This window comes from Nocardia sp. NPDC050710 (assembly GCF_040654375.1).
In the GTDB taxonomy this organism is placed as follows: Bacteria; Actinomycetota; Actinomycetes; order Mycobacteriales; family Mycobacteriaceae; genus Nocardia.
In genome coordinates this window covers 1,105,246-1,123,892 of the sequence record NZ_JBFAHV010000001.1, presented here as the reverse complement: position 1 = coordinate 1,123,892, position 18,647 = coordinate 1,105,246, and the positions used below count along the sequence as shown (strand labels likewise).

Annotated in this window: 17 protein-coding genes; 16 read left to right on the top strand and 1 reads right to left on the bottom strand. The window is 68.1% G+C overall.

All coding sequences use genetic code 11. The annotated features are described in order from the left end of the window. Positions 1–107: 107 nt before the first annotated feature. The 5 genes from AB0H61_RS05275 (at position 108) to AB0H61_RS05255 (ending at position 8,292) form a co-directional block, all read left to right on the top strand. Positions 108–1,757, top strand: coding sequence for an AMP-binding protein (locus AB0H61_RS05275; protein ID WP_357299421.1), 1,650 nt, complete (start codon positions 108–110; stop codon positions 1,755–1,757). After that, on the top strand, positions 1,757–3,403 hold the full coding sequence (locus AB0H61_RS05270; protein ID WP_357299420.1) for an AMP-binding protein: 1,647 nt from the start codon (positions 1,757–1,759) through the stop codon (positions 3,401–3,403). Before AB0H61_RS05275 ends, AB0H61_RS05270 begins: the two co-directional genes overlap by 1 nt. Positions 3,404–3,582: 179 nt before the next feature. Continuing rightward, on the top strand, positions 3,583–5,940 hold the full coding sequence (locus AB0H61_RS05265) for a Tex family protein (protein WP_357299910.1): 2,358 nt from the start codon (positions 3,583–3,585) through the stop codon (positions 5,938–5,940). Positions 5,941–5,971: 31 nt separating this feature from the next. Continuing rightward, positions 5,972–6,841, top strand: a complete 870-nt coding sequence (locus tag AB0H61_RS05260; RefSeq protein ID WP_357299417.1) for a hypothetical protein — start codon at positions 5,972–5,974, stop codon at positions 6,839–6,841. Between the two features lie 140 nt (positions 6,842–6,981). After that, positions 6,982–8,292: an FAD-binding oxidoreductase gene (locus AB0H61_RS05255; RefSeq protein ID WP_357299414.1), complete on the top strand. Its 1,311-nt coding sequence runs from the start codon at positions 6,982–6,984 to the stop codon at positions 8,290–8,292. 76 nt (positions 8,293–8,368) lie between these two features. Here the strand turns inward: AB0H61_RS05255 and AB0H61_RS05250 are convergent, their stop codons facing one another. Further along, positions 8,369–9,253 (bottom strand): sigma-70 family RNA polymerase sigma factor, encoded by an 885-nt coding sequence (locus AB0H61_RS05250; protein ID WP_357299412.1) that lies wholly within the window; start codon positions 9,251–9,253, stop codon positions 8,369–8,371. A gap of 289 nt (positions 9,254–9,542) precedes the next feature. Between AB0H61_RS05250 and rplS the strand changes: the two genes are divergently transcribed. The 11 genes from rplS (at position 9,543) to AB0H61_RS05195 (ending at position 18,596) form a co-directional block, all read left to right on the top strand. Continuing rightward, a complete protein-coding gene (rplS, locus tag AB0H61_RS05245) occupies positions 9,543–9,884 on the top strand; it encodes a 50S ribosomal protein L19 (RefSeq protein ID WP_011210681.1) in 342 nt (113 codons plus the stop codon). 189 nt (positions 9,885–10,073) lie between these two features. Next, the gene (gene lepB, locus AB0H61_RS05240) at positions 10,074–10,835 is read left to right on the top strand and encodes a signal peptidase I (protein ID WP_357299908.1); all 762 of its coding nucleotides are present in this window, start codon (positions 10,074–10,076) and stop codon (positions 10,833–10,835) included. A gap of 51 nt (positions 10,836–10,886) precedes the next feature. Continuing rightward, positions 10,887–11,639, top strand: a complete 753-nt coding sequence (locus AB0H61_RS05235; RefSeq protein ID WP_357299409.1) for a ribonuclease HII — start codon at positions 10,887–10,889, stop codon at positions 11,637–11,639. A gap of 137 nt (positions 11,640–11,776) precedes the next feature. Continuing rightward, complete coding sequence (locus tag AB0H61_RS05230) at positions 11,777–12,082, top strand: DUF2469 domain-containing protein (RefSeq protein ID WP_011210678.1); 306 nt, start codon at positions 11,777–11,779, stop codon at positions 12,080–12,082. 148 nt (positions 12,083–12,230) lie between these two features. Next, the gene (locus AB0H61_RS05225) at positions 12,231–12,587 is read left to right on the top strand and encodes a YraN family protein (RefSeq protein ID WP_357299407.1); all 357 of its coding nucleotides are present in this window, start codon (positions 12,231–12,233) and stop codon (positions 12,585–12,587) included. Beyond that, positions 12,587–14,095 (top strand): YifB family Mg chelatase-like AAA ATPase, encoded by a 1,509-nt coding sequence (locus AB0H61_RS05220; protein WP_357299404.1) that lies wholly within the window; start codon positions 12,587–12,589, stop codon positions 14,093–14,095. Before AB0H61_RS05225 ends, AB0H61_RS05220 begins: the two co-directional genes overlap by 1 nt. Positions 14,096–14,535: 440 nt before the next feature. Further along, positions 14,536–15,690, top strand: coding sequence for a DNA-processing protein DprA (dprA, locus tag AB0H61_RS05215; RefSeq protein ID WP_357299905.1), 1,155 nt, complete (start codon positions 14,536–14,538; stop codon positions 15,688–15,690). Positions 15,691–15,805: 115 nt separating this feature from the next. Beyond that, positions 15,806–16,735, top strand: a complete 930-nt coding sequence (locus AB0H61_RS05210; protein WP_357299401.1) for a tyrosine recombinase XerC — start codon at positions 15,806–15,808, stop codon at positions 16,733–16,735. Between the two features lie 73 nt (positions 16,736–16,808). Next, a complete protein-coding gene (locus AB0H61_RS05205; RefSeq protein ID WP_357299398.1) occupies positions 16,809–17,540 on the top strand; it encodes an acetoacetate decarboxylase family protein in 732 nt (243 codons plus the stop codon). 343 nt (positions 17,541–17,883) lie between these two features. Next, complete coding sequence (locus tag AB0H61_RS05200) at positions 17,884–18,249, top strand: DUF202 domain-containing protein (protein WP_357299395.1); 366 nt, start codon at positions 17,884–17,886, stop codon at positions 18,247–18,249. Continuing rightward, positions 18,246–18,596 carry a DUF202 domain-containing protein gene (locus AB0H61_RS05195; RefSeq protein WP_357299394.1) on the top strand — a complete coding sequence of 117 codons (351 nt, stop codon included), beginning with the start codon at positions 18,246–18,248 and terminating at the stop codon, positions 18,594–18,596. Before AB0H61_RS05200 ends, AB0H61_RS05195 begins: the two co-directional genes overlap by 4 nt. The last annotated feature ends 51 nt before the right edge of the window (positions 18,597–18,647 follow it).

Below are 18,647 nucleotides of genomic sequence, written 5' to 3'. Positions count from 1 at the left end.
TTTCGGGGGTAGTGCGGGTGCGGGTGTGACCCACATCCTATTGGACACTGGAGTGGCCTGGATCACCGATCGGTCACCGCAGACGGCACCACGGATGAGGAGACGAGATGGATACAGACCTGACGCAGCGGGTGAACGAACTGCTGCGGCAATACGACAGGCCCGAGGCGAGCGCGGCGGACCTGCTCTGCGATCGGCATCCGGCCGACCGGGTCGCCTTCACCGTCGTCGACGCCGATCTGACCGCCACCGACCTCACCTACGGTGAACTACGCGAGCGTTCGACCCGATTCGCGGCCGCGCTCGCCGAGTTGGGTGTGGAGCCCGGCGACCGGGTCGCCACGCTGATGGCGAAGTCGGCCGACCTGGTGGTGGCGCTGCTCGGGATCTGGCGGCGTGGCGCCGTCCACGTCCCGTTGTTCACCGCCTTCGCCCCGCCCGCCATCGCTTTCCGGTTGGAGACGAGCCGGGCCGTGCTGGTGATCGCGGACGCCGACCAAGCGTCCAAACTCGCCCCCGGCGAGGACATCCCGGCCGACCCGAATTGGCGCCTGGTGGTGACCGGAGCCCACGCGCGGGCCGACGATGCCGTCGCCGACGCCCTGTGGTTCGACGAACTGGTCTCCGCACACACCGCCGATGATCCGCGGGGCGCGGCGGCCACGGTCGGCGGTGACGGTCTGCTGGTTCAGCTGTTCACCAGCGGTACCACCGGCACCCCGAAGGGCGTGCCGATTCCGGTGCGCGCGTTGGCCTCCTTCCACGCCTACCAGGAGTTCGCGCTCGATGTGCGCCCCGATGACATGTACTGGAATGCCGCCGATCCGGGATGGGCGTACGGGCTGTATTACGCCATCCTGAGCCCGCTGGCTTCCGGAACCCGCAGCCTGCTGCTGCACGCGGGGTTCTCGGCCGGACTCACCTGGCGGGTGCTCGAGCGATTCGGTGTCACCAACTTCGCCGCCGCACCGACGGTGTATCGCGCGCTGCGGGCCGACGAAACGCCGGTGCCCGCGGGCGTCGCACTGAGGCGCGCCTCCTCGGCGGGTGAGCCGTTGACCCCGGAGGTGGTCGCGTGGTCGGCGCGCGATCTCGGGGTGGCGGTGCGCGACCACTACGGTCAGACCGAGCACGGCATGGTGATCTGCAATGCCTGGCACGACGAACTCAGCGCCGACGTTCCGCTCGGCTCCATGGGTAGGCAACTGCCCGGCTGGCGGTGCGCCGTGCTCGCCGACGATTCCGATACCGAAGCGGCCCCGGACGAAATGGGCAGGGTCGCCATCGACACCGAGAACAGCCCGCTGCTGTGGTTCCTCGGATACCTCGACGCCCCGGAGCGCACCGCGCAGCGCTACACCGAGGACGGTCGCTGGTATCTGACCGGTGACGCCGGATCACGCGACGCCGCGGGGTTCTTCCGCTTCTCCTCCCGCGACGACGATGTGATCATCATGGCCGGCTACCGCATCGGCCCGTTCGAAGTGGAGAGCGTGCTGGTATTGCACGACCAGGTCGCGGAGGCCGCGGTGGTCGGTATGCCGGATGAGCTGCGCGGTGAGGTTCTGGAGGCGTTCGCGGTGCTACGCGACGGATCCGCGGGCAGTCCGGAGTTGGCGGCCGAACTACAGCAATTGGTCAAGGAGAAATTCGCCGCGCACGCCTATCCGCGCCAGGTGCATTTCGTCACGGATCTACCGAAAACGCCGAGCGGTAAGGTGCAGCGTTTCGTGCTGCGGCAGCAGGGGGTTCGGTGATGTCGATCGAAACACGGCCCAGCTACGCGTCCGGCATCTCGGATACCCCGCTGCTCGGCGACACCATCGGCGGCAACCTCGACCGCACCGTCGCGGCTCATCCCGATCGGGAAGCGTTGGTGGACCGGCCGTCGGGCCGCCGCTGGACCTACCGTGAACTCGCCGCGGCCATCGATGCGGTGGCCACCGGACTGGTCGCGCTCGGTATCGGCAAGGGCGATCGGGTCGGTATCTGGGCGCCGAACTGCGCCGAATGGTTCTTCGTCCAGTACGCGACCGCGAAAATCGGTGCGATCCTGGTCAATATCAATCCGGCCTATCGCACCAGCGAATTGGAGTATGTGCTGCGCCAGGCCGGGGTGTGCATGCTGATCGCGGCGCCGGAGTTCAAGACCTCGAACTATGTCGCGATGATCGCGCAGGTCCGGCCGAACTGTCCGGGCCTGGAACAGGTGCTGGTGCTCGGCTCGCCAGCGTGGGAAGCGCTGGCGCGCACCGAGATCGACGCGGACCTGCTCGCCGGACTCGGCGCGGCGTTGTCCATGGACGATCCGATCAATATCCAATACACCTCCGGCACCACGGGTTTCCCGAAGGGCGCCACGCTCAGTCACCACAACATCCTGAACAACGGCTATTTCGTCGGCGAGCTGTGCCGGTATACCGCACAGGATCGGATCTGCGTGCCGGTTCCGTTCTATCACTGTTTCGGCATGGTTATGGGCAATCTGGCGGCCACCACCCACGGCGCCGCGATCGTGATTCCCGCCCCCGCCTTCGACCCCGAGGTAACCCTGGAAGCCGTTGCGGCGGAACGCTGTACCTCGCTGTACGGGGTCCCGACGATGTTCATCGCGATGCTTGCCGCACTGGATTCCGGTGCCGCACCCGATCTGTCGAGCCTGCGCACCGGCATCATGGCCGGATCCCCGTGCCCGGTCGAGGTGATGAAGCGGGTTATCGATCGGATGGGCATGACCGAGGTCAGCATCTGCTACGGCATGACCGAGACCAGTCCGGTGTCGACCCAGACCCGCCACGATGACAGCATCGGCCGCCGCACCGCCACCGTGGGGCGGGTCGGCCCGCACCTGGAGGTCAAGATCGTCGATCCCGCAACGGGTTCGACAGTGTCCCGCGGCGAACCCGGTGAACTGTGCACCCGCGGTTACTCGGTCATGCTCGGCTACTGGGAGCAGCCGGATAAGACCGCCGAGGCCATCGACGCCGCCCGCTGGATGCACACCGGCGATATCGGCGTGATGGACGCCGACGGCTACCTCGCGGTGACCGGCCGGATCAAGGATATGGTCATCCGCGGCGGCGAGAATATCTACCCGCGCGAGATCGAGGAGTTCCTCTACACCCACCCGGATATCCTCGATGCCCAGGTCATCGGAGTCCCCGACCCGAAATACGGTGAGGAGCTCATGGCCTGGATCCGAATGCGCGAGGGCGCACCGCCATTGGACGCCGAGACACTGCGCGCCTACTGCGCCGGCAAGCTCGCGCATTTCAAGATCCCGCGCTATGTGCACGTGGTCGAGGAGTTTCCGATGACGGTCACCGGCAAGGTGCGCAAGGCACAAATGCGGGAGATGGCGCAGGCGCTGCTCGCGCAGGCGGAGGCGCCGGAGGCGGACTGAGATCGGATAGCGGGGAATCCGGGAAACGGCTGTGAACACAGCCGTTCACCCGGGTATGAACCGCTTGTCAGCGGACAGCGGTAGTGTCTCGGGTCGTGACGACAGCGCCCGAGATCGCCAGTTCAGTGACGAACACCGACACGACCGCCGCCGCACCGGCCGGCGCCGCGACCACAGCTCTGGCCAGCGTCGGCCGGCGCATCGCCGATGAGCTCGGCGTGCGAGAGAGCCAGGTCCGCGCCGCGGTGGAGCTGCTCGATGCCGGTTCGACCGTGCCCTTCATCGCTCGATACCGCAAAGAGGTCACCGACGGTCTCGACGATGCCCAGCTCCGCCAACTCGACGAACGTCTGCACTACCTACGTGAACTCGACGAGCGCCGCGGCGCGATCATCGAATCCATCAAAGGGCAGGGCAAGCTCGACGACACACTGCTCGGGCAGCTGATGACCGCCGAGACCAAGGCTCGGCTCGAGGACATCTACCTGCCGTTCAAGCCGAAGCGGCGCACCAAGGCGCAGATTGCCCGCGAGGCGGGGCACGAGCCGGTAGCCGACGCCCTGATCACCGACCCGTCCACCGACCCCGCCCAGTACACCGCCGAACAGCTGGACGGCGCGCGCGCCATCCTGGTGGAGCGTTTCGCCGAGGACGCCGACCTGGTCGGCGAACTGCGTGAGCTCATGTGGAACCGCGGCCAGGTCACCTCGACGGTGCGCGCGGGCAAGGAGGAGGCGGGCGCGAAGTTCGCCGACTACTTCGAGTTCCGCGAACCCTTCGACAAGCTGCCCTCGCACCGGATCCTGGCACTGTTGCGCGGGGAGAAGGAAGACGTCCTCTCGTTGCAGCTCGAGCCCGACACCGAGGAACTCGAACCCGGTGAGCGCTCGATCTACGAGGGCCGCATCGCCGTCCGGTTCGACATCGCGGATAAGGGCCGCGCCGCCGACACCTGGCTGTTGGACACCGTGCGCTGGGCCTGGCGCACCAAACTCCAAGTGAGCCTCGGCATCGACACCCGGATGCGGTTGCGTCAGGCCGCCGAGAAGGACGCGGTCGACGTCTTCGCCGCCAATCTGCGTGACCTGCTGCTCGCCGCGCCCGCGGGCACCAGGACCACGATGGGCCTCGACCCGGGCTACCGGACCGGTGTGAAGGTCGCGGTGGTCGACGCAACCGGCAAGGTGGTCGCCACCGAGGTCATCTACCCGCACAAGCCGCAGGGACAGACCGAGAAATCCCTCGCGGTGCTCGGTGCGCTGGTCGCACGCTTCAATGTCGAGCTCATCGCCATCGGCAACGGCACCGCCTCACGCGAGACCGATGCCCTTGCCGCCGAACTCATCTCGCGCATCCCGGAGAACAAGCCCACCAAGATCGTGGTCTCGGAGGCGGGCGCCTCGGTGTACTCCGCCTCCGCCTACGCCTCGCAGGAACTGCCCGATATGGACGTGTCGTTGCGTGGCGCGGTCTCCATCGCGCGCCGCCTGCAGGATCCGCTCGCCGAACTGGTGAAGATCGACCCGAAGTCCATCGGTGTCGGCCAGTACCAGCACGATGTATCCGAGACACTGCTGGCCCGCTCGCTGGGCGCGGTGGTCGAGGACGCGGTGAACGCGGTCGGCGTCGACGTCAACACCGCGTCGGTGCCGCTGCTGTCGCGGGTGTCCGGCATCGCCGGATCGGTGGCGGAAAGCATTGTCGCGCACCGCGACCAGCACGGGCCGTTCCGCAGCCGCACGGCGCTGCTCGACGTGCCTCGGCTGGGTCCGAAGGCCTTCGAACAGTGTGCGGGCTTCCTGCGCATCCGCGGCGGCGACGACCCCCTCGACACCTCCGCCGTTCACCCCGAGGCCTATCCGGTGGTGCGTCGCATCCTGGAGAAGACCGGCAACGGCGTCACCGAGTTGATCGGCAATACGGGCGCGTTGCGCGCCCTGCGGCCCGCCGAATTCACCGACGAGAAGTTCGGTGTCCCCACTATCACCGACATCATCTCCGAACTGGAGAAGCCCGGCCGCGACCCGCGCCCCGAATTCAAGACCGCCGAATTCGCGGCGGGCGTGGAGAAGGTCGCCGACCTGAAGCCGGGCATGGTGCTGGAGGGTGTCGTCACCAATGTGGCGGCGTTCGGCGCCTTCGTCGACGTGGGTGTGCACCAGGACGGTCTGGTGCACGTCTCGGCCATGTCGCACAACTTCGTCAAGGACCCGCGCGAGGTCGTCAAATCCGGTGACGTGGTCAAGGTGAAGGTGCTGGAGGTGGATGTCGCGCGGCAGCGCATCGGTCTGTCGCTGCGCCTCGACGACGAACCCGGCGGAGCCGCCAAGCCCGAGCGCGGCGGCAACCGCGCGCCCGGCGCCCGCGGACAGGGTGGCGACAACCGGCAGCGGCAGAATGGTCAGGGTAGGCAGCAGGGCCAAGGCCAGGGCCGGAACCAGGGGCAGGGCCGGAACCAGGGCAACCAGCGGCGCAATGCGCCCGCGCCGAGCGGTTCGATGGCGGATGCACTGCGACGGGCCGGATTCGGTCAGTAGGCGGACGACAGGCGGAGGTATGTAGGCGGCCATGCGCAGGTGGCTAGAGGACGATGTGATCGCGAACGGCCGCCTGCCGCTGCTGTGCTTCCTCTTCGGGTTCATCATCGGATTCCTGTTCATCCGGATCAGCGTGCGGCTGATCCGCAAACAGGTGCGCTGGTGGCCCGGGAACCTGCGCGCGGGCAGTACGCACATCCACCACATGGTCTTCGGCGTGATCCTGGTGCTCGGCTCCGGGCTCGGCATGGTCGCTGTCTTCGATAACGCCGACAATCTGACCGCCGGGCTGCTCGCCACCACCTTCGGGGTCGGCGCGGCCCTGGTCCTCGACGAGTTCGCGCTGATCTACTACCTGCGCGACGTCTACTGGGAGGAGCAGGGCCGCACCTCGGTGGACGCGGTCTTCGTGGCGCTCGCGGTGACCGGGCTGCTGTTGCTCGGATTCCACCCGCTATCGCTGTTGGAGATCAATGATTTCCGCGCCTCGATGGGGACCGAGGCGCGCATCGTGGTGAGCTCGTTCGCCGTGCTGAATCTGATGCTGGCCGCGATCGTCATCGCCAAGGGCAAGATCTGGACCGGCCTGTTCGGCATGTTCTTCCCGCCGTTGCTGATGGTCGGCGCGTTCCGGCTCAGCAGGCCGGGCGCGCCGTGGGCCCGCTGGCGCTACGGCGGCCGGCGACGGTTGATGTATCGCGCCATCGTCCGGGAACGCCGGTATCGCAGGCCGGTTATCCGCGCAAAGATCTTCATTCAGGACCTGATCGCGGGCAAACCCGATGTCGAGCATGTGCGGTCCGCCGCCGAGGCCGAATTGACGCGGACGGTCGTGCCTGCTCCGCCCGCGCCGCATCCGCTGCATCTGCCGTGGGAGCCGGAGTTCAAGTCCGACCACTGACCATCGACAACGCGGATACGCCGGACGCGAGATGTGGTGTGTATCACGGATTTCGGGCGAGTGTTCACACTTTCGGCGCGCGGCCCATCTACAAGAGAGCGCGTCGCGGGGGCGCGCAGTGTGGAGAAGGGACATCCAGGGTGCGTTATGAAGATGTGCGCGGGGTTGTGCGGGGCCGGGTGCTGCTGGCCGGGGACGCGGGATTCGAGGCCGCCGCCTTGCCGTGGAATGTGACGGTCGCGCAGCCGGTGGCCGCGGTGGTCGAGGCCCTGGATGCGATCGATGTGGCGGCGCTGGTCGCCTACGCGAGGCAGGCCGGACTCACCGTTGCGACCCAGCCAACCGGGCACGGTGCCTCCGGTGACGTCGACGGAGTGATCCTGCTGCGCACCGGCCGCCTCGACGACGTCGACATCGATGCCGAAAGTTGGGTGGCGCGGGTCGGTGCGGGCGCGAACTGGGCACAGGTGCAGACCGCGGCGAGTGCACACGGACTCACCGGTCTGCCGGGCAGCAGCGCGGTAGTCGGCGTGACGGGATATGTCCTCGGCGGTGGGCTCGGCTGGTTCGGTCGCAGGCACGGCTTGGCCTCGGATACGGTGCGCGCCTTCGAGATCGTCGATGCGCACGGCAATGCCACGCGCGTCGACCCCGGCACCGACCCGGAAATGTTCTGGGCACTGCGTGGCGGCGGCGGCGACTTCGCGGTGGTGACCGCGCTGGAACTCGACCTGTTGGCGGCCCCCGGTCTGTACGGTGGCCGGGTGCTGTGGCCGGGCGACCGGACCCGCGATGTGTTCGATGCCTTCGCCGCTCTCACCGCGGCCGCGCCCGATGCGCTCTCCCTCTGGTTCCAGCGGGTCCAGTTCCCGGACGCGCCGCCCATGGTGGGCATCGACGCCGCCTATCTCGGTGATCCGGCCGAGGGTAAGTCCTTGCTCGCCGCCCTGGACACCCTCGGCGGCGCGGTGCTCGACACGCGCGGCGTATTGCCGATCGACAGCGTCGGTGATATCTGTGCCGAGCCCACCGACCCCAGCCCTGCGTTGTGTCGCGGTGCCCTGCTCACCGACCTCGACAGCACGGTCACCGATCTCCTGATCGACGGCCCGGTCGCCCCGCTCACGGTCATCCAGATCCGCCATCTGGGCGGTGCCTTCGCCGAACCGGTGGCGGTCCCGGGCGCGCGTGGCCCGATCGCCGAGCCCTTCGTGCTCAATCTGCTCGGCCTCGGACTTCCGCACCTCACCGACGCGGTACTGGCCCGGCAGCGCGAGATCCTGGGCGAATTGCGCGGCCACATCGGTGCTACCAAGCCACTAACTTTCCTCGCCCCGGGGGAACGGGCGGCCGAGGCGTTCGACGAGCCGACTCTGGCCCGCCTACGTGAACTCAAGCGAGTTCGGGACCCGCACAACGTGTTCCGATCGAACTTCCCGGTCCTCGGTTAGCGCGAGCTCGACGCGGGTCGGACACGGTGACGGGGTCATCCCGGAGGCCTCGACACGGCCTCCGAATCTGCGCTCGTCAGCGAGTGATCGAATCCCCGTGCGTCGCCGGGACGATCCGGGTCAGGCGTGCGCGGTCGGAGATCAGGTCGATCGCGACAATGAGGCCGTCGACGATGGTGAAGGCGATCACCGAGATCGGCTGACCGTCGACGGTGTTGAGCAGGCCCGGGGCGCCGTTCAGCAGAATCGGGTGCGACACACTGGCATTGGCGGAGCGGCGGAACACCGCGAGGTTGCCCGCGACCGCGGCGTCGCCGCGCAACAGCAGCAGGCCGTTGCCCGCGTCGCCGCGCAGCACCACTTCCGGGTCGAGGATGGCCAGCAGCGCATCGAAGTCACCACCGCGGGCGGCGGCCAGGAATGCGTCGACCACCCGGCGCTGTCGTGGGCGATCCGAGTCCGCGCGGGGCGTACTGCCCTGTACCCGGCGGCGGGCGCGGCTGGTGAGCGTGCGCGTCGCGGTCGAGGTCTTGCCGATGATCGGCGCGATGGTCTCGAACGGCACCGCGAACATGTCGTGCAGGACGAACGCGATCCGCTCGGTGGGGTTCAATGAGTCCAGCACCACGAGCAGCGCCATTCCGACCGAATCGGTGAGCACCGCTTGCTGTTCCGGATCGGTCGGATCGTCGCGGCGAATGATCGGGTCGGGCAGCCGGGTGTCGAGGGCGTCCTCGCGGCGGATGGCGCGGCTGCGCAAGAGGTCCAGGCAGATCCGGCTGACCGCGGTGGTCAGCCAGCCGCCGAGATTGTCGATACCCGCTGGATCGGTGCGGGCCAGCCGCAGCCACGCCTCCTGGAGCACGTCGTCTGCCTCGGTCAGCGAGCCCAGCATTCGATAGGCCACCGCCGTCAGGTGCACGCGATAGCCCTCGAACTGCAGCAGGTTCTGCGTGTCCACGTCTTCTCCTTCGCGTCGTCCACAGAGACGACGACGAAGGCCCGGCCGGTGTGACATTCCCGCGTGGTCCGCGACCCTCGCCGCGCTACATTCCGCGGCCACCGACCGCGGGTGCTGAAGGCCTGCCGAACCAGGCCGATTTTTCCGGCGCACGCCCGGTCTGGCACAATGCACAGGTTGCCCTGGGTGCATGTCGGCCCCGGGAGCACCCTTTATTCGGAGCATGAACCGGTTGAGCACACAGGTGCCGCCAGGGTCCTCTGTTCGCGCGAACATCAGAAGGATGGACATGAACACCCTTGACTTCGTCGACGAAAAGTCGCTGCGCAGCGACGTCCCCGACTTCCGGCCGGGTGACACCCTCAACGTGCACGTGAAGGTCATCGAAGGCTCGAAGGAGCGCATCCAGGTCTTCAAGGGCGTCGTCATCCGGCGCCAGGGCGGTGGCATCCGCGAAACCTTCACCGTCCGCAAGGTGTCGTTCGGTGTCGGCGTGGAGCGCACCTTCCCGGTGCACAGCCCCAACATCGACCACATCGATGTGGTGACCCGCGGTGATGTCCGCCGGGCCAAGCTGTACTACCTGCGCGACCTGCGCGGTAAGGCCGCCAAGATCAAGGAAAAGCGCTGAGCGTACGGATCCTTGATCCGGCGTAGCGCCTGATCGACGGCGTTCGCGGTGCCCTCGTGGCTACGCTCCGCTACCGCCTCCGAGCCCGTCGCTCACGCCGCGAATGATCTTCGTAGCCCGGCACCGGACGAATAGTCATGGTGCCGGGCTACTCTGTTCCGCGTGGCAGACGAAAGTGGGTCGGTGGCGATGTCCGGATCGGACGAGGGAGCGGGGCGCGGCCGCGCCAAGCGGCGTGGGAAGAAGGCCAAGAAGCAACGGCCATTCTGGCAAGAGTTGCCGATCCTCATCGTCATCGCGGCCGTAATCGCCGCGCTGATGGTCAGTTTCGTCGGGCGTCCGTATGTGATTCCCTCCCAGTCGATGGAACCCACCCTGCACGGCTGCGCGGGCTGCACCGGCGACCGCATCTATGTGCAGAAGCTCACCTCCTACTGGAGCGATCCCGGACCCGGTGACGTCGTGGTCTTCGTCGGCCCGCCGTCGTGGAACACCCGCTACCAGTCGATCCGCTCGGATAAAACCGTGGTGCGCGGTGTGCAGAATTTCTTCTCCTTCTTCGGCCTGGTGCCGCCGGATGAGAACGACCTGGTCAAGCGCGTGATCGCGGTCGGCGGCCAGACCGTTCAATGCTGTGATGCCGAGGGTCGGGTCCTGGTCGACGGCAAGCCGCTGGACGAGCCGTACGTCAAGAACGACTACCGGTGGATCCCCGGTCAGCAGAACGCCACCTACCCGGCAGGTCGTGTCTTCGGCCCGGTCAAGGTGCCCGAAGGCCATCTGTGGGTGATGGGCGACAACCGCGACCAGTCCGCCGACTCCCGCGCCCACGTCGGCGACGAGCTGCAGGGCACCGTGCCGGTGGACAACGTGCGCGGCAAGGCGGTATTCAAGATCTGGCCGCCGAGCCGGATCGGGCCGATCAAGTCCGAAAATCCCCAGACGAATTGATCGGCGCGGCAGCGGCATAATTGGACGGTGGGGCAAGGGCGAGTGGCTGAGATGCCGAGCACTGGTTGGCCGCCACGTGTCGTGATGCGCCGGGCCGGCGGGTTGCGGACGCTGGAGGCGGCATTGATCCGCAGCGGCCTCGGGCCGGTCGCCGGGGTCGATGAAGCCGGACGCGGTCCCTGTGCGGGACCGCTGGTGGTGGCCGCCTGCCTATTGGCGCCCAAGGCCTACGACAAGCTGGCCGGGCTCGACGACTCCAAGAAGCTCACCGAGGCGACCCGCGAGGAGCTCTTCCCGGTGATCACCCGGCTGGCGCTGGCCTACAAGGTGGTCGTCATACCCGCGTGGGAGATCGATTCGATCGGTATCCACGTCGCGAATATCGAGGGCATGCGGCGCGCCGTCGCCGGGCTCCGACACACCCCGGGGTACGTGCTCACCGACGGATTCCGAGTGCCCGGCATTCCGGTGCCCTCGTTGCCGGTGATCGGTGGTGACGGCACGGCTGCCTGCATCGCGGCCGCCAGCATCCTGGCGAAGGTCACCAGGGACAGGATGATGGTCGAGCTGGACGAACGATTCCCCGGCTACGGTTTCGCGGCGCACAAGGGCTACAACACGCCCGAACACACGACCGCGCTGCGGCAGTTGGGGCCGAGCCCCGAACACCGCCGATCGTGGAAGAATGTTCGTGACACGGTGGGGTTGCGGCCGATCGACGCGGCGATCGAATACGCCGATGCGGCGCTGGCGGAGGGCGCGGCGGACGGCCGAGTGGCTACCGATGCCGCACATGCGAGATGATGTCCGCATACGACCCGGCGGTGTGAGCGTCCGGCCCGGAAGCGGTAGCGCACTGTGACCACCACACGTGACCACACAGGGCCGAGCGAACGCCGACGATACGAAGCAATGCCGCGAGAAGGAGGACGTCCCACCCGATGAGTGCCGAGGACCTCGAGAAGTACGAAACCGAGATGGAGCTCTCGCTGTATCGCGAGTACAAGGACATCGTCGGTCAGTTCTCGTACGTGGTGGAGACCGAGCGCCGTTTCTATCTGGCCAATTCCGTCGAGCTGCGGCCGCAGAACGCCGACGGCGAGGTGTACTTCGAAGTGCGCATGAGCGACGCATGGGTGTGGGATATGTACCGCCCCGCCCGCTTCGTCAAGCACGTCCGAGTGATCACCTTCAAGGACGTCAACATCGAAGAGCTGGAGAAGCCGGACCTGCGGCTGCCGGAGTAGCCCACGCGGGCACGGGACACCGACAGCTGAGCGCCCGGTAGGGCGGTCGCGACCGGGAATTGTCCACAGCCGGACAGATATCCACAGGGCTGGTATTCGCCCTGGTCGGCCCCGCGCTCCCCGGGCCGGCGACAGCCACGCTGTGCGGGTGGCAGATAAACAGGCGCTCGGCGCACAAGGGGAAGAGCTGGCGGCACGGTTCCTGGAGGCCGCCGGGATGGAAATCGTCGACCGCAACTGGCGGTGCAGGTACGGCGAACTGGATCTGATCGCCCGCACCCCCGAGGTCACCGCCTTCGTCGAGGTGAAAACCCGCACCGGTCTCGGCTACGGGGTCCCCGCCGAATCCGTCACCTTCGCCAAACAGCAGCGCATCCGCAGGCTGGCGCTGGTCTGGCTGACCACACAGGACCGGCCATGGCGGCATATCCGTTTCGATGTCGTCGCGGTTCTGCTGCGTCGCGGCTACCGTCCGGTCGTCGAACACCTGGAGGGGGTGTTCTGATGGCGCTCGGTCGGGCCCATTCGGTAGCGGTCACCGGGGTGGACGGGCAATTGGTCGAGATAGAGGCCGATATCGGCCAGGGCCTGCCCTCGGTGAACCTGGTCGGACTGCCCGATACCGCACTGCAGGAATCACGCAATCGAGTCCGCTCGGCGGTGGCCAATACCGGAGAGAAGTGGCCGGACGGCCGGGTGGTGCTCGCACTGTCCCCGGCCACCCTTCCGAAGGTCGGCAGTGTCTACGATCTGGCGCTGGCGATAGCCGTACTGGATGCGGCGGGCACGGTGCCCTCGGAGCGGCTGGCGAAGACCGTATTGCTCGGCGAGCTGGCACTGGACGGGCGGGTGCGCCGGGTACGCGGCATCCTGCCCGCGGTGATCGCGGCGCGCAATGCGGGGTGGGCAACCGTCATCGTGCCCGAATCGGCACTGGCCGAGGCGGGTCTGGTGGAGGGGATCGAGGTATTCGGCGCGATCAGTCTGCGCGCCGTGGTCGCATGGCTGCGCGGCGAAGGCGCGCTCCTGGAGCCGGATGGGGTGCCGCCCGATACGGAGCGCCGCGGCGGCGACCTGAGCGAGGTGGCGGGGCAGGACGAGGCGCGATGGGCGCTGGAGGTCGCCGCGGCGGGCGGACACCATCTGCTGTTGACGGGTCCGCCCGGCATCGGCAAAACCATGTTGGCGCAACGCCTTCCGGGTTTGTTGCCGCCGCTCAGCGAGTCGGAGTCGCTGGAGGTGACGGCGATCCATTCGATGGCGGGTGCGCTATCCGGCGACCATCCGCTGATCACCGTGCCGCCGTTCGTCGCGCCGCACCATTCCACCTCTGTCACCGCGATGGTCGGTGGCGGCTCGGGGTCGGCGCGTCCCGGTGCGGTGAGCCGCGCCCACCGCGGGGTGCTGTTCCTCGACGAGTGCGCGGAGATCGGCACCAAGGTCTTGGAGGCCATGCGAACGCCATTGGAGGAGGGTGAGGTCCGCATCGCGCGCCGCGACGGCGTGGCACGCTATCCAGCGCGCTTCCAACTGGTGCTGGCCGCCAACCCCTGCCCGTGCGCACCCGCCCGCGATGTCGACTGCATATGCGCCCCGCTCGCTCGCCGCCGCTATCTGGGCAAACTCTCCGGCCCGCTGATGGACCGCATCGACATCTGGGTCCAGATGCACGGCCAGGCGGGTGCGGCCTTCAGAGCCGAAACCGCCGAGAGCAGTGCGGTGGTGCGGGAGCGGGTGGCCGCGGCTCGCCAGGCCGCCGCCCACCGCTGGCACGAATACGGCTGGCGTACCAATGCCGAAGTGCCAGGCCATATTCTGCGCCAGCGCTTCCGACTGCCCCGCGAGGCCGTCGCCCCCGTCGAAGCCGCCCTCCGCCTCGGCCGCATGTCGGCCCGCGGCGCCGACCGCGCCATCCGCGTCGCGTGGACCATCAGCGACCTGCGCGGCACCGACCTACCCACCGCCCAGGATGTACTGCTGGCCTTGAACTTCCGCCAGCGAGGTGCGCAGTGAGCGCGGCGCATACCGGCGGCCCGCCACACCGGACCCCGGCTACGCCGCCCGTGGTCGCCGGATTCGGTCCGGAGGGCTCCGCGGCGGACCGCGGTGCGACCAGGTGCGGCCGCGGGTCGTCCATCGCGGGAGCGCCGAACGCCGTTGCCGGGTATGGGTCGAGCACGGCGGGGGGTCAGCTCGACGGAGCTGCGACGGTGGACGAGAACGGTATGGGGCCTGGGGGTTTCACGGGGGACGGGGATGCGTCGGAGGACGGCGGTGCGTCGGGTTGCGTGCGAGGGGTTGGGGACTCGGAAGAGTCGAGCGCTGCCGCTGAGGTGGGATCGAGCGCTGTGGTGGCGGAGGTGGAAGCGCTCGATGCCGTCGTCGGCATCGGCTCGGGGGCCGTGGCGGCGGGTGGTTGGTCCGACGGAGCCGCGGTGGCGAACGGCATGCGAATGGTGGAAGCGGCTGCGCAGGACGATGAGCGGCGGCTGGCGTGGGTGTACTTGTCGCGGGTGGTGGAGGGGCCGTGCGCGGCGCTGTCGGCCTTGATCGAGTCGGTGGGGGTGGTGGAGGCGGCGCGGGCGGTGCGGGAGTGTGAATTGCCGGAATCGTTGCGCGGGCCTACGGCTCTGCGGCGCGAGAGTGATTGTGCGGCAAGAGATATGGATTCGATACGGCGAATGGGTGGGCGGGTGGTGACGCCGGATGATCCGGAGTGGCCCGCCTGGCGGATGCTGGGATTGGCGCAACTGGAGGCCGGTCGCGATCGGGACGGGGCGGTTCCGCTGGTGCTGTGGGTGCGCGGCCCCGGATCTCTGCTCGCGTGGAGTGAGCGGGCGGTGGCGGTGGTGGGTGCACGTTGCAGCACCGGGTACGGCGACCAGGTCGCGGGGGAGATCGCCGGTGATCTCGCGACACAGGGGTGGACCATTGTCTCCGGTGCGGCCTTCGGGATCGACGTGATGGCGCACCGTGCGGCGCTGGCCGTCGGCGGCGCGACCATCGCGGTGCTGGCCTGCGGGGTCGACCGCCCCTATCCGGCTCAGCACGAGCGGCTCCTCGACGAGATCGCCGACGCGGGACTGGTCGTCAGCGAGTATCCGCCGGGGACGGTTGCGCGCAAGCATCAGTTCCTGGCGCGGAACCGGCTGATCGCGGCACTCGCCGATGGCGTACTGGTCGTGGAGGCCGGGTTACGCAGTGGCGCACGCAATACCGTGAAGTGGGCGCGGCGACTGGGGCGTCCGGCGCTGGCGGTGCCCGGACCGGTCACCTCGGCTGCCTCGGTCGGCTGTCACCGCATGATTCGCGACGGGGAGGCTGTGCTGGTCACCCGTGCCGAGGAGGTCATCGATGAAGCGGGCCCGCTACGGCTGTCGTTGCCCGGCGCCGCGGGCCGGACCGCCGATCCCACCGACACCTTGATCGGTGACTCGGCCGCCATATATGCCGCGCTCCCGGCGATCGGTTCCCGCCTGCCCGTCGCGCTGGCCGAGCAGACCACACTGCCGCTCTCGGTGGTGCGCGCCTGCCTCACCGAACTCGAGTTGGCGGGCCTGATCGGCACGGGAGATACGGGCTGGTACCGAATACGTCGCCCTGGCTGAGCCGCTGCAATCGCCCCGGAGGCATGGCAGTTCACAACTGGGCGAACGCTGCGGGGGCGGGTGGTGACCGGCGCGGCAACTTGCCAACCTTGGGACCACGGGCGACGGTGGTGGGGTGGAGGAGTTGCCGGAGGACATGGATGCGCTGCTGGAGGAGTACGGGCGGAATCTGCGCCTCGGGCGGAATCGGTCCGCACATACCGTGCGGGCCTATCTGGGGGACGCGCGGTCGCTGTTGGCCCACCTGTACGCCCGGTCGGCGGATTCGGCGATCCGGGAGCTGGATCTGACGTTGTTGCGGTCGTGGCTGGCGGCGCAGTCGGCGCGTGGTGCGGCGCGCACCACGATGGCGCGGCGGGCCTCGGCGGCGCGGACCTTCACCGCCTGGCTGACCAAGACCGGCAGGCTCACCGCCGATCCGGGGTTGCGGCTCGGCTCGCCCAAAGCGCACCGGGTACTGCCCGCGGTATTGGGTCGCCAGCAGGCGGTCGGCGCCATGGAGGCGGCGGAGTCCGGTGCGGCGCAGCATGATCCGATGGCGCTGCGGGACCGATTGATCGTCGAGCTGCTGTACTCGACCGGAATCCGGGTCAGCGAGCTGTGTGGACTCGATATCGACGATATCGATCGCGAGCGGCGGCTGGTGCGGGTGCTCGGCAAGGGCAATAAGGAACGTTCGGTCCCGTTCGGCGGACCGGCCGACGCGGCGCTCGGGGACTGGCTGCGTTTCGGCAGGCCCGCCTTCGTGGTCGCCGCGTCGGGTCGAGCCCTGCTACTCGGCCGGCGCGGCGGCCGCCTCGATCAACGTCAGGCCAGAACGGTTGTACACGAGGTGGTCTCGGCCATCCCCGGTGCACCGGATATGGGTCCGCACGGCCTGCGGCACAGCGCGGCCACCCACCTGTTGGAGGGTGGCGCCGATCTGCGAGTGGTGCAGGAGTTGCTCGGCCACGCCAGCATGGCGACCACCCAGCTCTACACCCACGTCTCCATCGAGCGCCTGAAGAAGGTGCACGACCAGGCCCATCCGCGTGCTCGAGGGTGAGCCGAAAGGGGTGTGACGGGCACAACAAGCTCGTACTCTGAAACGAGTTCTAGTTTCGGGAGGATTTGTCCGGATGAGCACGCATACCGTTCTCGGTCAGGAAATCCATATGCCGGTGCGGATCCGGCAGGCGCGCGCGTTCATGGCGTCCTACCGGGTGCCTGCCGCCGCCGCACAACGCCTCATCGACTACTCGGGCCTCCAGGTCATCCGGGTGCCCCGTGACAGCGCATTGTGCACCCTGGTCTTCGTCGAATACCTCGACGGAGACCTCGGACCGTATAACGAGTTCGGTGTGTCTTTTATGGTCCGCCACCACACGGCCGAAGCTGTCGGCGGCGCCGCCGATCTCCGTGCCCTCGCCGCGGGCAATGCGGGTGTGTTCATTCATCGGCTGCCGGTCGACGGCGACTTCACTCTCGCCGCCGGTCGTGGAATCTGGGGATTCCCCAAGGAACTCGCCGATTTCGAGGTGGACTACACGGGCCGCGTGCGGCGGGGAGTGCTGCGCCGGAACGGTCGGCTCGTCGTCGATCTCTCGGTGAAACCGGGAATGCCCACCCCCGCTCGGCGAACCGCGGGTACCTCTTTCGACGCTTATTCGCATATCGACGGCGTCACCCGGTGCACCAAGTGGGATATGGAGCCATCCGGCATGCGTGCCCGCATAGGCGGCGCGGAGTTGACGCTCGGCGAGCACCCCTGGGCGGCCGAATTGGCCACCCTCGGGCTGCCCACCCGGGCGCCGATGACCTCCACGGTCGATCGACTTACGATGATCTTCGAGGATGCCGTGCCGGTGTAGGGCCGTGTCGGGGCGCCGGTCGACGCGCGTAGATCGTGGACGGTCCCACTCCGGGCGGTTAATCTGACGTAGCGGTTTGTTTGCCTACGACACAGAAGCCGACCGGAGGTGGAGTGGTGTCCGTGAACCCCGAGGATCGGCCGCTTTCCGCAAATCTCTCCTCTGAGCTGGGTGGACAACATCGAATGATGGCACATATGGGGGAGAAGTGCCCCGCGAAGCACCACCTGCCGATCGCCGCATCACCCGCGATCCAGCTCCTTTCTGGTTACTTTTCAGACAACAATGAGGTGTTCCGGGTACGAAGCGCGAGGCCGCGTCATGCGGTCGGAACCGAGTGGGTATGACACTGCCCAGTCCGGAGGCGGAGTCGGAGGAGGGCGAGGAGGAACTCGACTACCGATTCACCCTCGCGAACGAACGCACCTTCCTGGCCTGGATGCGGACCGCGCTCGGCCTGCTGGCGGGTGGCGTCGCCGTGCACACTCTGGTCCAGCCGTTCCACCGGGAGGGTTTCCGGCGCGCCATCGCAATGAGCTGCCTGGCACTCGCGGTGATCGTCGCGGTCGGCGCCTACCTACACTGGCGTCGCATTCGGAAGGCCATGCAACTCGGTGAGCCGCTACCCGGCACCCTGCTGGTGCCGATCCTGTCCGGGGGCATCGCGATCGTGTCGGTGGTGGCCTGCGTGGCGGTGCTGATGCGATGAGCGAGGACGGTACCGGTCGGCGGGAAGGCGGACGCGCGAGCTCCGACGGTGACGTCGGCCTGGCCGCCGAACGCACGGCTCTGTCCTGGCGGCGCACGGCGATCAGCGCGATGGTGGTCGCCGTTCTGTTCCTGAACCACGTCGCCTCCGGCGGCTGGCACGAGGCGGAGATCGCTCCGATCGGCGCGGCCGCCACGATGGCGACGTTGGCCGCGCTGTGTTTCGCGCGCAATCGGAGTCTGCACCAACGCCGCCACGGGGCCGGGCAGGCCGCGGTCGCCGCGACGACGGTGGCGGTGGCCGCCGTCGCCTGTGTCTCGGTCGCAATAGTCTTCACCGATCCATAGTCATGATGCAGTGTGGGCCAAGCACTTTCGGCGGATACCTAGGAGGATGGA

Bases quoted from the DNA above. Each gene is read 5' to 3' on its own strand.
- AB0H61_RS05275 (WP_357299421.1), top strand. From the start codon at position 108: ATGGATACAGACCTGACGCAGCGGGTGAACGAACTGCTGCGGCAATAC.
- AB0H61_RS05270 (WP_357299420.1), top strand. From the start codon at position 1,757: ATGTCGATCGAAACACGGCCCAGCTACGCGTCCGGCATCTCGGATACC.
- AB0H61_RS05260 (WP_357299417.1), top strand. From the start codon at position 5,972: ATGCGCAGGTGGCTAGAGGACGATGTGATCGCGAACGGCCGCCTGCCG.
- rplS (WP_011210681.1), top strand. From the start codon at position 9,543: ATGAACACCCTTGACTTCGTCGACGAAAAGTCGCTGCGCAGCGACGTC.
- lepB (WP_357299908.1), top strand. From the start codon at position 10,074: ATGTCCGGATCGGACGAGGGAGCGGGGCGCGGCCGCGCCAAGCGGCGT.
- AB0H61_RS05235 (WP_357299409.1), top strand. From the start codon at position 10,887: ATGCCGAGCACTGGTTGGCCGCCACGTGTCGTGATGCGCCGGGCCGGC.
- AB0H61_RS05230 (WP_011210678.1), top strand. From the start codon at position 11,777: ATGAGTGCCGAGGACCTCGAGAAGTACGAAACCGAGATGGAGCTCTCG.
- AB0H61_RS05220 (WP_357299404.1), top strand. From the start codon at position 12,587: ATGGCGCTCGGTCGGGCCCATTCGGTAGCGGTCACCGGGGTGGACGGG.
- dprA (WP_357299905.1), top strand. From the start codon at position 14,536: ATGGTGGAAGCGGCTGCGCAGGACGATGAGCGGCGGCTGGCGTGGGTG.
- AB0H61_RS05205 (WP_357299398.1), top strand. From the start codon at position 16,809: ATGAGCACGCATACCGTTCTCGGTCAGGAAATCCATATGCCGGTGCGG.
- AB0H61_RS05200 (WP_357299395.1), top strand. From the start codon at position 17,884: ATGACACTGCCCAGTCCGGAGGCGGAGTCGGAGGAGGGCGAGGAGGAA.
- AB0H61_RS05195 (WP_357299394.1), top strand. From the start codon at position 18,246: ATGAGCGAGGACGGTACCGGTCGGCGGGAAGGCGGACGCGCGAGCTCC.